The sequence below is a fragment of the Hymenobacter metallicola genome (assembly GCF_004745645.1).
Classification (GTDB): domain Bacteria; phylum Bacteroidota; class Bacteroidia; order Cytophagales; family Hymenobacteraceae; genus Hymenobacter; species Hymenobacter metallicola.
In genome coordinates this window covers 1,357,614-1,371,671 of the sequence record NZ_SRMB01000001.1, presented here as the reverse complement: position 1 = coordinate 1,371,671, position 14,058 = coordinate 1,357,614, and the positions used below count along the sequence as shown (strand labels likewise).

The window sequence follows — 14,058 nt, the reverse complement described above, 5'->3', positions numbered from 1 at the left end:
GAAATAAACCTCGTCAGGGTGCGTCAACGCTGCGTATCTGCGGAACGGGACGTCAAAAAACCCAGCCCAAGCCACAAGAGCAGGCAGGGAATCCCCACCCAAAGGGCTTCGCTGCGCAATACCCGCCACGCGGCAGCTCCGGCAAACCGGCTTATCCCGATAGGCGACACCTGAATAGGGCGGAACCCCAAAAAGTAGCGCTGCTGGTCCCAGGGGCTCAAAAAAGCCACGCCCAGGCCACCTGTCGTCATGGCATCCAGCACCCCGTGCGACGCAGTAGCCAGAAACAACACCAGCCCGAGCCGGCCCAGCTGCGGATGGGGCTGGCGCAGTGCCGCTAGGCCCGCCAAACTACCGGCCAGCACCGCCGCCACCAGCAGGGAGTGGCTCAAACCCCGGTGGCCCCACAGGCTGTCGTAGGCCACGCCCAACGTAAAGCCGACTACATCGGCATCGGGCAGCACGGCGCAGGCGGCCGCCAGAAGCCACCAGGGCCAATTCGGGTGGGCGGGGAGCAGGAGTTTGCCGAGCGTAGCGCCCAGCAGGGCATGTCCGAATGCGGAGGCCATAGGAGAGAATTGATATTACTGGGCCGCGCGGGCCATTAGCTCGGCCGCTACCCGTGGCACTCCCGTGGTGGCCGGCTCCCGCACGAAATGCAGGTTGGGCCGGGCTGATACGGGGGGCTGCTGCGGGTCGATGATGTAGGTAGGGCAGCCCGTGGGGGTGTAATACACCAGGTTGGCGGCGGGGTAAACCTGCAGGGAGGTGCCCACAACCATGAAAATAGCAGCGGTAGCGGTTTCTTCCATGGCACGCTCCATCAGCGGCACGGCTTCGCCAAACCAGACAATATTGGGCCGCAGCTGGTGGCCTTTCTCACAGTGGTCCCCTAACTCGATTCGGTCCCCGGTCATGGGGTACACGAGGTTGTCGTGGCGCGTGCTGCGCGACTCGAACAACTTGCCGTGCAGATGAATTACCCGGCTGGAGCCGGCCCGCTCGTGCAAATCGTCCACGTTTTGGGTGATGATGACGACTTCGTAAGCCTGCTCCAGCGCCACCAGGGCCAAGTGGCCGGCATTGGGCTGGGCGGCCCGGGCGGCCGCGCGGCGCTGGTTGTAAAACTCCAGTACCAGTTCCGGGTTGCGGGCCCAGCCTTCGGGCGAAGCCACGTCCTCTACGCGGTGGCCTTCCCACAGGCCATCGGAGCCCCGAAAGGTAGCTAAGCCGCTTTCCGCGCTGATACCGGCTCCGGTTAAAACCACTATTTTCTGCTTCATCTGTTCTCAGGCGAAAGAAATTAAAACCGCCGCAGCTGACTAGGACTGAAGTCCCATTCCGGTGTTTCCAGCGTTACCTTGTCGTTTAGCTCGTACCACGGGCTCAGCTTGGGGTTCTGCAGATTACGCAAAACATGGATTTCCTGGGCGGGCATATAGCTCTGCGCCAGTAAAAAATACTTGCGGCCCGTCCGTGGGTTGGCACTCACATCCAGCACCAGCACGGCGTGGCCCGGTGAGCCACCTTGTACGAATACGTCCCCGGGCTGTAGGGTTGCCATCGCCACCGGCCGCATTTCCCGCTCCACCGACCGGGTGCCGGCATAGGTAAAAATCTGGTCCAGGTAGCGCCGGAATACCGCGTGGGTGGGTGTTTCTACGGCTTTCGCCACGGGCTCTACGACTTCCCCCCGGGCCCGAAAACCCCGCCCCCCGTACCAGTCCGAAAACCAGATGTCGTGTCCGCTGGTCAGGTGAAAATGCACCTTGTTGGGGTCTTGGCTAAACAAGTACTCCGCCCGGAGCCGGATTACCGCATCGGCACACTGCTGCAAGTCCCGCGGGCCGACATCAATGCGCACCACGGCGGCATGCACCGTTTGGAGGTTTTTTAGCTTTCCGTTGTGCAAATGCACCGCCGCGCCCGGCGGCTGTAAGGGCAGATACCGCAGCCACCAGGCAAAAGAACCGGCTGCCGCAGCCTCCCGGGTGGCGCCAACTGGAGGAGCAAAGCGCGCAGCCAAGCCCTGAGCCCCGCCCACCTGCGCGGCCGTTAGCCACGCATAGTGCGGTGGGGCAGTCGTTTTGGTGGGAGTAGTGGCCGCGCCCGGGGCTAGCGTGTGCGTTAGTATAAGCCAGGGCAGGCCAAGTAGTAGTCCGAGTGTATTCATGGTACGCAGCATTGTATGAGCGTTACAACGCAGAAAGCTATTCGGAATTTTATATAAAAAAAGGCTTCTACCTGCGGGTAGAAGCCTTTTTCAGCAAGGGAGGTACAAACTACTTGGCCTTGGCAGCCGGCTTTTTAGCGGCTGGTTTCTTGGCCGTTCCAGCTGCTTTCTTGGCCGGCGCTTTGGCGGCTGGCTTTTTCTTGGCGGGCTTATCGGCCGTGTCATCGGCGGCCGGGGCCGCCTTCTTGGCAAAGCGCCCCCCTTTGGCCGGTTTGTCCGGGGTAGCCTCGGCCAGTTCCAGGCAGCGTTCCAATGTCAACTCTTGGGGCTCTTCGCCCTTGGGAATTTTCACGTTTTTCTTACCCACTACGATGTAAGGACCAAAGCGCCCGTTGAGTACTTGCACGTCGTCGCGGCCGGGAAACTCCTTGATCAGGCGCTCCGCGTCGGTTTTACGCTTGTTCTCAATCAGCTCAATGGCTTCCTGAGCAGTAATGGTGTGCGGGTCCTGCTCCTTGGTCAGGGAGTAGAATTTGCTGTCGTGGCGGATGTAAGGCCCGAAACGACCCAGGGCCGCCGTCATATCCTTGTCCTCAAACTGCCCCACAATGCGCGGCAGCTTAAACAAGTCGAGGGCTTCTTCCAGGGTAATGCTTTCGATGAACTGGCCTTTCCGCAGGCTGGCATACACCGCCTTTTCACCTTCCGGCGCGCCTTCTTTGGGCTCAATCTGCACGTACGGACCGTAGCGGCCCAGGCGGGCGGTCAGCTTCTGACCCGTTTCAGGGTGAATGCCAATTTCGCGGGTCGAGCCCAGGGTGCTGCGTTCAATGTCCTGACCTCGCTCGATGGTTTCGTGGAAGGTGCCGTAAAAGTTCGACAGCATCTTGCCCCACTGTTCCTGACCGTTGGCAATCAAATCAAATTCGCCCTCGACTTTGGCCGTAAACTGGTAGTCGATGATAATGGGAAAGTGCTCGACCAGAAAGTCGTTGACTACCATGGCCGTGTCGGTCGGAAACAGCTTGGCCTTATCCGCTCCGTAGGTTTCGGTTTTGGCTTCGGTTTTTACCTGGTCACCCTCCAGGGTTAGCACGTGAAACTTGCGTTCCTTGCCTTCCCGGGTGTCTTTTTCCACGTAGCCGCGCTTCTGAATCGTGCTAATAGTCGGCGCGTAGGTTGAAGGCCGGCCAATGCCCATTTCCTCCAGCTTTTTTACCAAAGAAGCTTCCGTGTAGCGGGCCGGGGGCGCAGCATACCGCTCGGTGGCCCGCAGCAACTGCAAGGGCAGTTCCTGGCCCACATTCAAGGGCGGCAGTCCCCGGGAAAACGACGATTCGCCGTCCTGCTCTTCCTCATCTTTCGACTCACTGTAAGCTTTCAGGAAGCCCTCAAACGTGATGACTTCCCCGGTAGCAGTAAGCGGCACGCCCGGCTGGGTGCTGATGCCGATGGTGGCCACGGTGCGCTCAATGGTGGCATCGGCCATTTGCGAAGCCATAGCCCGCTTGCGAATCAGGTCGTAGAGGCGCTGCTCGGCCGAGTCGGAACCGGCCTTTACCAAAGAGAAGTCGGTGGGTCGGATGGCTTCGTGGGCCTCCTGAGCCGAGGCCGATTTCGTCTTGAAGTGACGGGTGTGCGCATACTCCGGGCCGTAGGCCGCGCTGATTTCCGCCTTGGCCGCTGCCAGCGCGTCCTGCGAAAGGTTCACCGAGTCGGTCCGCATGTAGCTGATCTTGCCCGCTTCGTAGAGCTTCTGGGCTACGCTCATCGTCTGGGCCACCGAGAAACCCAGCTTGCGCGAGGCTTCCTGCTGCAAAGTCGACGTAGTGAAGGGTGGCGCGGGGCTGCGTTTGCCCGGCTTCTTTTCCAGGTTCTCAATCTTATAGGTGGCGCCGATGCAGCGGGTCAGAAACTCCTGCGCCTCCTGTTGCGTTTTGAAGCGCGTAGGCAGCTCCGCTTCCAGTACTGTGTTCCGGCCCGCATCAAAGCGGGCCGTTACCCGATAGGCCGACGACGATTTGTGCTGGTTTATCTCCCGTTCCCGCTCCACAACGAACCGTACTGCCACCGACTGTACCCGTCCCGCCGACAAGCCAGTCTTTACTTTCTTCCACAGCACCGGGCTCAGCTCGAAGCCCACGAGCCGGTCGAGCACGCGCCGGGCCTGCTGGGCATTCACCAGGTTCAGGTCGATTTCCCGGGGATTGTCAATAGCATTAAGAATGGCATTCTTGGTAATCTCCCGGAACACAATACGACGCGTCTTGGCATCGTTCAGGTTCAGGGTTTCGGCCAAGTGCCAGCTGATGGCCTCGCCCTCACGGTCATCGTCACTCGCCAGCCAAACCGTTTCGGCCTCTTTCGCCAGCTTCTTGAGCTGGGAAATAATTTCCCGCTTGTCGGGCGACACGACGTAGGTCGGCTTAAATCCATTGCTGATATCAATGGCATTATTGTCCTTGGGCAGGTCGCGGACGTGGCCGAAGCTGGATTTGACAATAAAGTCCTTGCCCAAGTAACCCTCGATGGTTTTGGCTTTGGCAGGTGACTCTACGATGACTAGGTTTTTGACCATATAAGGCTAGGAGAGGGCGGGAAGGTAAAGGGCTCGGAGTAGGAAACGGCCGAAGCAGACGAAAAGTTGAATTTTGCCGCAAAGATGCTGGAATAATCCGGCGCACAACCGCCTTGGATAGCAATTCCACAGGAAACCAGTCGAGTTTAGCCAGTCCAGAGTAGATTTTTTAACGCCGTAATCCAGGCAAGTAGTTCACTGAGTGAGAGTTTGTAGAATCCTGGCAACAAATACAATAGAATGTGTTTGAAAAGGCGGTATTTGCTACCTTTGTAAGTCTAGGAACTCCTTTACGGTTGTTTCTGGTTTACAGCTTCGCCTCTCTACACCAGGCTTCGCAACCCTACCCTTTGTATGGCTTCAGGTAAGACTACCAAGAATACGAATACGCCGGAAAACAACGCTCCCGAGCAGGATTCCCCGTCTTCTAACACACCTCCTGCACACACTCCCTCGGCTCCTTACGACCGTAGCGCCTTGCTGCGCCCCTCCGGCGCCCGCACCAGTTCCGATATTACCCGCAAACGCGGCAGTGGTCGGGGCTCGGAAGACAGCCAGGAAGCCGATTACGTTAACGACCAGCTCAACCGGGTGCTCTACGCCCTCGACGCCTTTAAGAAAGGGGATGTGTCGGTGCGCCTGACCAAACAGAACGACGACATCTTCGCCGAAATAGCCGAAGCCTACAACTCGATGGTAGAGATGATCGGCGGGGTAGGGGGTGAGGTGTCGCGCATTTCCAAGGTTGCCGGGGTAGAGGGTAACCTGAAGGCGCGGGCCTCGGCCGAAAACGCCTCGGGCTTCTGGCGCGACATGATCAACAACATCAACGGCCTGGTGGACAGCATCGCCGTGCCGGTATTGGAGGTAGGCAAAGTACTGAAGAACATTTCGAAAGGAAACCTGGACGAAACCTTCCAGATTCCGGTTTCGGGTGACTTCAAGGTGATGGCCGAAACCATCAACAAAACCATCGACAACCTGAACCTGTTCGCCGGCGAAGTAACCCGCGTGGCCCAGGAAGTAGGTACCGAAGGGAAACTCGGTGGCCAAGCCTCGGTGCCCAACGTGGGTGGGGTGTGGAAGCAGTTGACGGACAACGTAAACACCATGGCCTCGAACCTGACTTCGCAGGTACGAGACATTGCTAACGTAGCTACCGCCGTAGCAAAGGGTGACCTGACCCAGAAAATCACGGTAGACGTAAAGGGGGAGCTGCTGCAATTGAAGCAGAACCTGAACCAGATGGTGGACTCGCTCAACCTGTTTGCCGGCGAAGTAACCCGGGTGGCCCAGGAGGTAGGCACCGAAGGAAAGCTCGGCGGCCAAGCCAGCGTACCCAACGTATCGGGCGTCTGGAAAGACCTGACCGACAACGTAAATAACATGGCTTCGAACCTGACCAGTCAGGTACGAGACATTGCTAACGTAGCCACCGCCGTAGCCAAAGGCGACTTGTCGCAAAAGATTACGGTAGACGTGAAAGGGGAGCTGCTGCAGTTGAAGCAGAACCTGAACCAGATGGTGGACTCGCTCAACCTGTTTGCCGGCGAGGTAACCCGGGTGGCCCAGGAAGTAGGCACGGAAGGCCGCCTGGGCGGCCAGGCTTCGGTACCGAACGTGGCTGGTGTATGGAAAGAGCTGACGGACAACGTAAACTACATGGCCTCGAACTTGACCAGTCAGGTGCGAGACATTGCTAACGTAGCTACCGCCGTAGCCCGCGGTGACCTCAGCCAGAAAATCACCGTGGATGTAAAAGGGGAGCTGCTGCAGTTGAAGCAGAACCTGAACCAGATGGTGGACTCGCTCAACCTGTTTGCCGGCGAGGTAACCCGCGTGGCCCAGGAAGTAGGCACTGAGGGTAAACTCGGTGGGCAGGCTTCGGTACCGAACGTGGCCGGCGTATGGAAGGAATTGACGGACAACGTAAACTACATGGCCTCGAACTTGACCAGTCAGGTGCGAGACATTGCTAACGTAGCTACCGCCGTAGCCCGCGGTGACTTGTCGCAGAAGATGACGGTAAACGTGAAGGGCGAAATCCTGGAGCTCAAGAACATCTTGAACCAGATGGTGGACTCCCTAAACATTTTCGGTGACGAAGTAACCCGTGTGGCCCGTGAAGTAGGTACGGAAGGAAAACTCGGCGGCCAAGCGAACGTGCCCCGCGTTGGTGGTACCTGGAAAGAGCTGACGGATAACGTAAACACGATGGCGGCCAACCTGACTTCTCAGGTGCGGGACATTGCCAACGTAGCCACGGCTGTAGCAAAGGGTGACCTGACCCAGAAAATCACGGTAGACGTAAAGGGCGAGCTGCTGGATCTGAAGAACATTCTGAACCAGATGGTGGACTCGCTCAACATCTTCGCTGGCGAAGTAACCCGCGTGGCCCGCGAAGTAGGTACGGAAGGTATTCTGGGCGGCCAGGCCAACGTGCCGAGCGTATCGGGTACCTGGAAGGACCTGACCGACAACGTAAACACCATGGCCTCGAACCTTACTTCGCAGGTACGAGACATTGCCAACGTAGCTACCGCCGTAGCCCGTGGCGACCTAAGCCAGAAAATCACGGTAAACGTACGCGGAGAGCTGTTGCAGCTGAAGGAAAACCTCAACCAGATGGTGGACTCGCTCAACACCTTCGGTGACGAAGTAACCCGCGTGGCCCGCGAAGTAGGTACGGAAGGAAAGCTCGGCGGTCAGGCCAACGTGCCCAACGTGCGCGGCGCCTGGAAGGAACTGACCGACAACGTAAACACCATGGCCCTGAACCTGACCTCGCAGGTACGGGACATTGCCAACGTAACCACGGCCATTACCAAAGGCGACCTGAGCCAGAAAGTGTCGGTAGACGTACGCGGCGAAATGTTGGACCTCAAGGACAACATCAACCGAATGGTAGACTCACTGAACATCTTCGCCGGCGAAGTAACCCGCGTAGCCCAGGAAGTAGGCACCGAAGGCCGCCTCGGCGGTCAGGCCAACGTGCCCAACGTATCGGGTATCTGGAAAGACCTGACCGACAACGTAAACACAATGGCGGCCAACCTCACCACGCAGGTACGGGGCATTGTGAAGGTAGTAACCGGCGTATCGCAGGGTGACCTGACCCAGAAGCTGCGCCTCGAAGCCAAAGGGGAAGTAGCTGAACTCGCCGACACCATCAACCGCATGGTGGACGACCTGAACCGCCTCGCCCTGGAAGTGAGCCGCGTAGCCAAAGTAGCCGGGGTAGAAGGCAAGCTGACCGAGCGCGCCACGGTCGGCGGCGTATCGGGTAGCTGGAAGGAAATCGTGGATACGCTCAACGACCTGATCGAATCCATTGCCTCACCGGTACTTGAAGTGTCCCGCGTGGTACGCGCTATTTCGGAAGGTGATTTGACCCAGAAAGTAGAGATTCAGACCGCGGGTGATATTCTGGCTATGTCCAACGCCTTGAACATCGCCGTAGAAAACCTCAACGAGCTGCTCGGCGAAATCAACGATTCGTCGCAGATTGTAGGGGAGTCGTCGGAGGAAATGGCGGCCAAAGGCCAGGAGATGAGCCGCGTAACCGTCGATGTGGCCCTGGCCATGCAGCAGATGGCCGAAGGCGCTCAGAACCAGGCCTTGAAAACCGACCAGGCCTTTAAGCTGATTGAAGAAATCATGCAGGCCACGAAGGAAACGGCCGGCAAAGCCGACATCGTGAACAAATCGGCTATCCTGGGTGAGCAAACCTCGCAGCTGGGTCTGAAAACGGTGGCTGAGGTGGTAAAGAACATGGAGGAAATCTCCAACGCCGCCGCCCAAACCAGCAAGACTATCGAAGTACTGAGCACCCGCTCGCAGGAAATCAGCAAGTCGCTGGGGGTTATCACTGACATTGCCTCCCAGACCAACCTGCTGGCTCTGAACGCCGCTATCGAAGCGGCCCGGGCTGGGGAAGCCGGCCGGGGTTTCGCGGTAGTAGCCGAAGAAATCCGCAAGCTGGCCGAAGGCTCCCGCAAGTCGGCCTCCGAAATTGCGACGCTGGTAGAAGACGTAAAGAAAGATACGACTTCGGCCGCTACCGCTATTTCGACCATGGAAGGCCGAGTACTGAAAGGGAAGAATGCTACGTTCGAAGCATCCAGCGCCTTTAAGAACATTGCCACCTCCAGCGGCGAAACGCTTCGCACCTCCCGCGACATCTTGACGGCTACCGAAGTGCAGAAAACTTCGATTGGCGACGTGGTAAAGTACGTGGAAGAAGTGGTAGCCATTGCCGAGCAAACGGCTTCCGGCACCCAGCAAGTGGCCAGCACCGCCAAGCAGCTGTCCTCGTCGATGCAGGAGCTGACAACTTCAAGCCAAAACCTAACCGACATTGCGGACGACCTGCAGGTAGGTCTGTCGGCCTTCCAGCTGATGGAGGACTTGCTGCCCGAGCCCGAGCCGGAACCCATCCGGGGTGGCTTGCGCCGTATGAGTGCCCAGAGGACGGCTGCTCAGACAGCTGCTCCCGTCACTACCCGGGAGCGTACCACGCGGCGAACGGTAGCCGTGCCAGCTCAGTCCGAACCCCGCCGCGGCGCTGCTAGCGCTCCTGCCCGCAAAGCTGCGCGCAAGGCTGCCAGTGAGTTACAGGCTGATGCTCCCGCTGGTAAAGCAGAAGGAAACGGCAACGCGGCTACGGGCGCAGGCCGCCGGACTCGAAATGCCAAACCTGCGGTGCAGCCCGAAAACGAGAATGGCAAAGCGGCCGCCAAGCCTCGGTCTAAGTCGAAATCCAAGTAAAATACATTGTTCATAGAGTTTGACAAGAGCGTGGTATCCTTCGGGTTACGCTCTTGTCAACAATGTCTCCAGCATGGCTGAATCAGAACCGACCAGCGAGAAAAAGGCCGTTAAGCAGGATAAGCTTATTCAACTTATCGTGTTTCGACTGGGCGACGAGGAATACGGCATCCGCATCGAGCAGGTGAAGGAGGTAACTGTTACCCCAGAAATTGCGCGTATGCCCAAAACCCCGTCGTTCGTGAAGGGCATAGCTAATCTGCGCGGCGACATCATTGCCATTATTGATCTGGAGGAACGGTTTAAGCTGCGGCCCGCCAACGAGAGTCTGCCATCCCTGAGCTACACTCTAGCTATTGAGGCCAAAGATTATACCATTGGAATTGTCGTGCGAGAGGTACCTCAGCCACTTTCTGTTCCAATATCAATCATTGAAAAAACTCCGGAATTCATCCAGGATATTAATATTCAGGATAAATACATCGAGGGAATTGCGAAAGTGGATGGGCGCATCATCATCGTGCTCGATATGCCCAAATTGCTTTCCCCTACAGAAATCATGCAGCTGCAGCCTAAATAGGAATCTTCCCCTGCAGCACCCCGTACACAGGCTTGGTTTCTAACTCAACCATTCCCTCATCTGACACACTGACTACTCTGTATGAAAAACCGCATTCTCATCGTTGACGACTCGTTTTACATGCGCACGATGCTCAAGAATATGCTCTCCGATGCTGGCTACGAAGTAGTTGGCGAAGCTGCTAACGGTCAGCAGGCCCTGGAAATGGCCAGCGCCACCCGTCCCGACCTCATCACCCTGGATGTGATCCTGCCGGATAATACGGGCCTGGATGTGCTCAAAGGCATTCGCCAGGAGCAGCCCGACGTGAAAGTGGTGATGTGCAGCGCCGTTGGACAAGAAGTTATTGTCAATGAGGCCCTGGAGAGCGGTGCTACCGCCTATATCGTAAAGCCCTTCTCCGAGGAGAAAGTGCTGGAAATCGTGGGCGGCGCCCTACAAAACCAGGGTACCGATTCGTCAGAAGCCTAGGGCTCTATTGTCGCTTTTGAAAAGCTTCTTGTAATACCTTCCTTCCAGACGCTGCCTTACTGCAGGTCCTAACTCCCTCAGTGCATAACGCTTCCGCCCATTTTCCCATTCTACTCGGTGCCTTGCCTACCTTTGTGCGGCTAGAGCTGACTAGATTGTTGCATGCCGAACCCGATTTGCGGGTAGTCGGCACGGCTGCTAGTGCTACCGAGTTGGTAGCTCAAGCCCGCCGTTTGCGGCCTAGCTTGGTGATTATCGGGGAAGATCAGCTGGCTAGCCTGGAACGATTGAGTCGCCAATATCCAGTTCCAGTATTGGTATATACTACTGCATGTGCCGAGCCAGTTGTGGCACACGACACAGCCCGATTAGGAGTATCTGGTTACTTAAGCCCGATAGTAAGTAAAGATCATCCCGAGTTTGGCAATTACCGGGGCGAATTGCTGACGAAAATCCGCGGGAGCCGCCAGCTAGTTGCCGTACCCGTGCAGCGGCCAAGAATAGCACTGCCGCCCAGCGGGGTAGCCGTAATTGGCGGTTCAACAGGAGGGGCCCAGGCTGTAGAAAGCTTGGTACGGGCCCTACCAGCCACCCTGACCAGCGCAGTCTTGATTGCTATTCACCTGCCCGCGCATTTCACGGAGTCTTTCGTTAGCCGCTTACGGCGGGCTACGGCTTTATCCGTTGTTTCCGGGGCCCCGGGAACCCCGCTGGAGGCCGGCAAAATCATTGTCGCACCAGGGGGGCAAAATATGATAGTGCGGGCGGCCACCCGCGGCCCGTGGCTGTCGTGGTACACTGATTTTACCACCGAATCCAGCCCGGTACCCGACGAGCCATCCGTTGACCTGCTGATGCAGTCGGTAGCTCGTACCATTGGCCGTAATGCCTTGGGCGTTGTGCTGACTGGTTTGGGTCGTGACGGTACATTGGGTGCCCAAAGCATTCGTCAGCATGGAGGCTGTGTTATTGCCCAGGACGAAGCGTCTTCGGCCGTATTCAGCATGCCCAAATCGGTGATTCAAGCAGGCGCTGCCAATGTTATTGCTCCTCTGACGGATATTGCCGACTACGTAAGCCGTTTGGCTACCCAGTTGCGCATCAACCGGGTTTCTTCTTATTCTTCATCGTCAACGCAGTTAGTTTCTCGATGAAATCAAGAGAAGAAGAATACCGGGAAATTTTCATGGCTGAGGCGCTCGAGTATTACGATGCGATGAGCCGCCATATCAGCGAACTGGAAAAGGATCCGGGCGATGAAAAGGCCTTGCATGAGCTGTTTCGGCTGATGCACAACCTCAAGGCGAATGCCCGGGCCATGGGCTTCAACGCTATTGGAGAGGTGGCCCACCGGATGGAAACCATCTTTGGCCTCATCCGCAGCAAGGAGCGCACTTTTTCCGGCTCTATGGTACCCGTGCTGTTCGATGGCATTGATACGATAGGAAGTCTGATCCGGGGACTCGACCAGGAGGATGAGATAACCACTGATCCGGAGCAGTTATTAGAAAACCTGGACCTGCTGGTGCAGGGAGAAGAGCCCATTCTGGAAGGCGAGGATAAAAACGCCGATGAAGATGCTACCCGTAAGCTGGAGCTTTCGGACCTGGTTTACATTCAGATCAAGAAGCTGGACCACCTCCTAAACCTGGTGGGGGAGCTGATTATCGACCGGGACCGAATCCTGACGCTCAGCCAAGAAATCGGGAACCCGGCGTTGCAAGCGGCGGCTTCCCACCTATTCCGCATTGCCGACGACCTGCAGTACAGCGTTATGGACGCGCGCCTGGTAAATGTCGGCTCGCTGTTCAACAAGTTTCCGCGGGTAGTGCGCGACGTGGCAGTCGCCGAGAAGAAGGAAGTTGAACTGACCATCAACGGGCAGGACATCCAAATCGACCGCAACATCCTACAGATAATTACCGATGCGCTGCTGCACTTGGTGCGCAATGCCATTGGGCACGGGCTGGAAACTCCCGAAGAGCGGCAACGGGCTGGTAAACCCGAACGAGGTAGCTTGACCTTGTCGGCCCAGACGGAACGTGACGATGTCCTGATTCAAGTCATTGACGATGGGAAGGGCATTGATGTAGAGCAGGTGCGCCGCAAAGCCGTGGAGCGCGGGTTAGTATCGGCCGAGGCATCGCGCACGCTGGATACTAACGCCGTACGGGCTTTCCTCTTCGAACCGGGCTTTTCCATGGCGAAGGAGGTAACGGATATATCAGGTCGGGGGGTAGGCCTCGACGTGGTAAAGCTGGCCATCGACTCCTTGGGTGGACAGCTGCGGGTAGACTCCATCCTGGGGCAGGGTACTACCTTTACCTTGGTACTGCCCACGTCTATTGCCGTAAAAGGAGCCTTGCTCTTTGAGCTGGAGGAGCGTAGCTACGCCATTCCCTTGATGCACACCGATTCAGTTGTGTCATTGCAGCCCAAGCAGTTACACGTCGTCGGTGGAATCCTGATGGCGCGTTTGCTCGGGGAAAATATTCCTGTTGTAGATTTGCGCAAGCTCCTCCATAATGGTGATAGTCCGTTAGCTCCGGCTTTGAAGGCAGAGTTGGTAGGACGACAGGACATTATCATTGTTAATTACAACAACCGCAAGTTGGGCTTAATTGTAGACCGTTTCCTGCGGCAGCAGGATATCGTTATCAAACCAATGAGCAAACCACTGGATATGATTGACCTGTTTGGGGGCGTTACGCTCCTGGGTAGTGGTCAAGTATGTCTGGTAATTGATGTGCCGGCCCTGACTCGGCTGTTTCTAGCCAGACGACCGTAATCAACGTAATGCAAAATTCGGGTTTCCCGGTTTCGGGTAGCCCCTTCATTTGACTCACTCCTATGGATTTGCACATGACGGAACTAGAGCGTGATATTATCCGCGAGATTCTGAATATAGGATTGGCCCGGGCGGCTGATTCTTTTGCAGTCATCGCGCAGGAAAAAGTGCTCCTCGAGGTTCCGAATCTGGACATTATGCCCGGGAGCAACATCCTGGATAAAGTGCACGAGTTTGAGGGCACGCACGCTATTATTCAGTCCGATATCCGGGGTGAGTTTAATGGCACGACGCTGATGTTCTTCTCCGGCCAGCACGTGCAGCGCCTTTCCCGGGTCTGCTTGCGCATGTCGGTGCCCGATTCCATCGAAATTGATGAAATGCAGGAGTCGCTGCTGCTGGAAATCAGCAACATCATTACCGGCGCCCTGGTCACTCAGCTAGCCAATATCCTCAAAGCCAAAATTTACGGAGCGCCTCCGAAGGCCCCCAAAGGTAATATTGCTAGTTCCCTGCATAGCCTGATTGCCACGCAGCCGAAAGTACAGCCCCTGATTTTCTCGGTGATTACGCAGTTCTCTGATAAAGAAAACTCAGTGGAGTTGCCCCTGATGCTGTTTTTTGACCGCAACACGTTTGAAAAAATTCTGGATATCATCCGTACCTACGACTTCCTGGGCGGTTCGGAAGGTAACGCGTAG

The 14,058-nt window shown here is 56.9% G+C and carries 10 protein-coding genes; 6 read left to right on the top strand and 4 right to left on the bottom strand.

The features are described from left to right. Positions 1-23 precede the first annotated feature (23 nt). The 4 genes from E5K02_RS05855 to topA form a co-directional block, all read right to left on the bottom strand. Entirely contained in the window at positions 24-569 is a 546-nt protein-coding gene (locus E5K02_RS05855; protein ID WP_135392979.1) for a metal-dependent hydrolase, read from the bottom strand. A 15-nt stretch (positions 570-584) separates the two neighbouring features. Continuing rightward, complete coding sequence (locus E5K02_RS05850; RefSeq protein ID WP_135392977.1) at positions 585-1,283, bottom strand: SIR2 family NAD-dependent protein deacylase; 699 nt, start codon at positions 1,281-1,283, stop codon at positions 585-587. Positions 1,284-1,303: 20 nt separating this feature from the next. Further along, positions 1,304-2,173, bottom strand: coding sequence for a DUF4846 domain-containing protein (locus E5K02_RS05845; protein WP_167856297.1), 870 nt, complete (start codon positions 2,171-2,173; stop codon positions 1,304-1,306). Between the two features lie 109 nt (positions 2,174-2,282). Beyond that, positions 2,283-4,751, bottom strand: a complete 2,469-nt coding sequence (gene topA, locus E5K02_RS05840; RefSeq protein WP_135392973.1) for a type I DNA topoisomerase — start codon at positions 4,749-4,751, stop codon at positions 2,283-2,285. A gap of 354 nt (positions 4,752-5,105) precedes the next feature. Here topA and E5K02_RS05835 point away from each other — a divergent pair, with 354 nt between their 5' ends. The 6 genes from E5K02_RS05835 (at position 5,106) to E5K02_RS05810 (ending at position 14,058) form a co-directional block, all read left to right on the top strand. Continuing rightward, a complete protein-coding gene (locus E5K02_RS05835; protein ID WP_240737161.1) occupies positions 5,106-9,518 on the top strand; it encodes a methyl-accepting chemotaxis protein in 4,413 nt (1,470 codons plus the stop codon). A gap of 73 nt (positions 9,519-9,591) precedes the next feature. Then, positions 9,592-10,098 (top strand): chemotaxis protein CheW, encoded by a 507-nt coding sequence (locus E5K02_RS05830; protein ID WP_135392971.1) that lies wholly within the window; start codon positions 9,592-9,594, stop codon positions 10,096-10,098. Between the two features lie 81 nt (positions 10,099-10,179). After that, positions 10,180-10,569 carry a response regulator gene (locus tag E5K02_RS05825; protein WP_135392969.1) on the top strand — a complete coding sequence of 130 codons (390 nt, stop codon included), beginning with the start codon at positions 10,180-10,182 and terminating at the stop codon, positions 10,567-10,569. An 80-nt stretch (positions 10,570-10,649) separates the two neighbouring features. Further along, positions 10,650-11,723 (top strand): chemotaxis protein CheB, encoded by a 1,074-nt coding sequence (locus E5K02_RS26135; protein WP_317128891.1) that lies wholly within the window; start codon positions 10,650-10,652, stop codon positions 11,721-11,723. Continuing rightward, a complete protein-coding gene (locus E5K02_RS05815; protein ID WP_135392965.1) occupies positions 11,720-13,357 on the top strand; it encodes a chemotaxis protein CheA in 1,638 nt (545 codons plus the stop codon). Before E5K02_RS26135 ends, E5K02_RS05815 begins: the two co-directional genes overlap by 4 nt. 74 nt (positions 13,358-13,431) lie before the next feature. After that, the gene (locus E5K02_RS05810; RefSeq protein ID WP_135392963.1) at positions 13,432-14,058 is read left to right on the top strand and encodes a chemotaxis protein CheC; all 627 of its coding nucleotides are present in this window, start codon (positions 13,432-13,434) and stop codon (positions 14,056-14,058) included.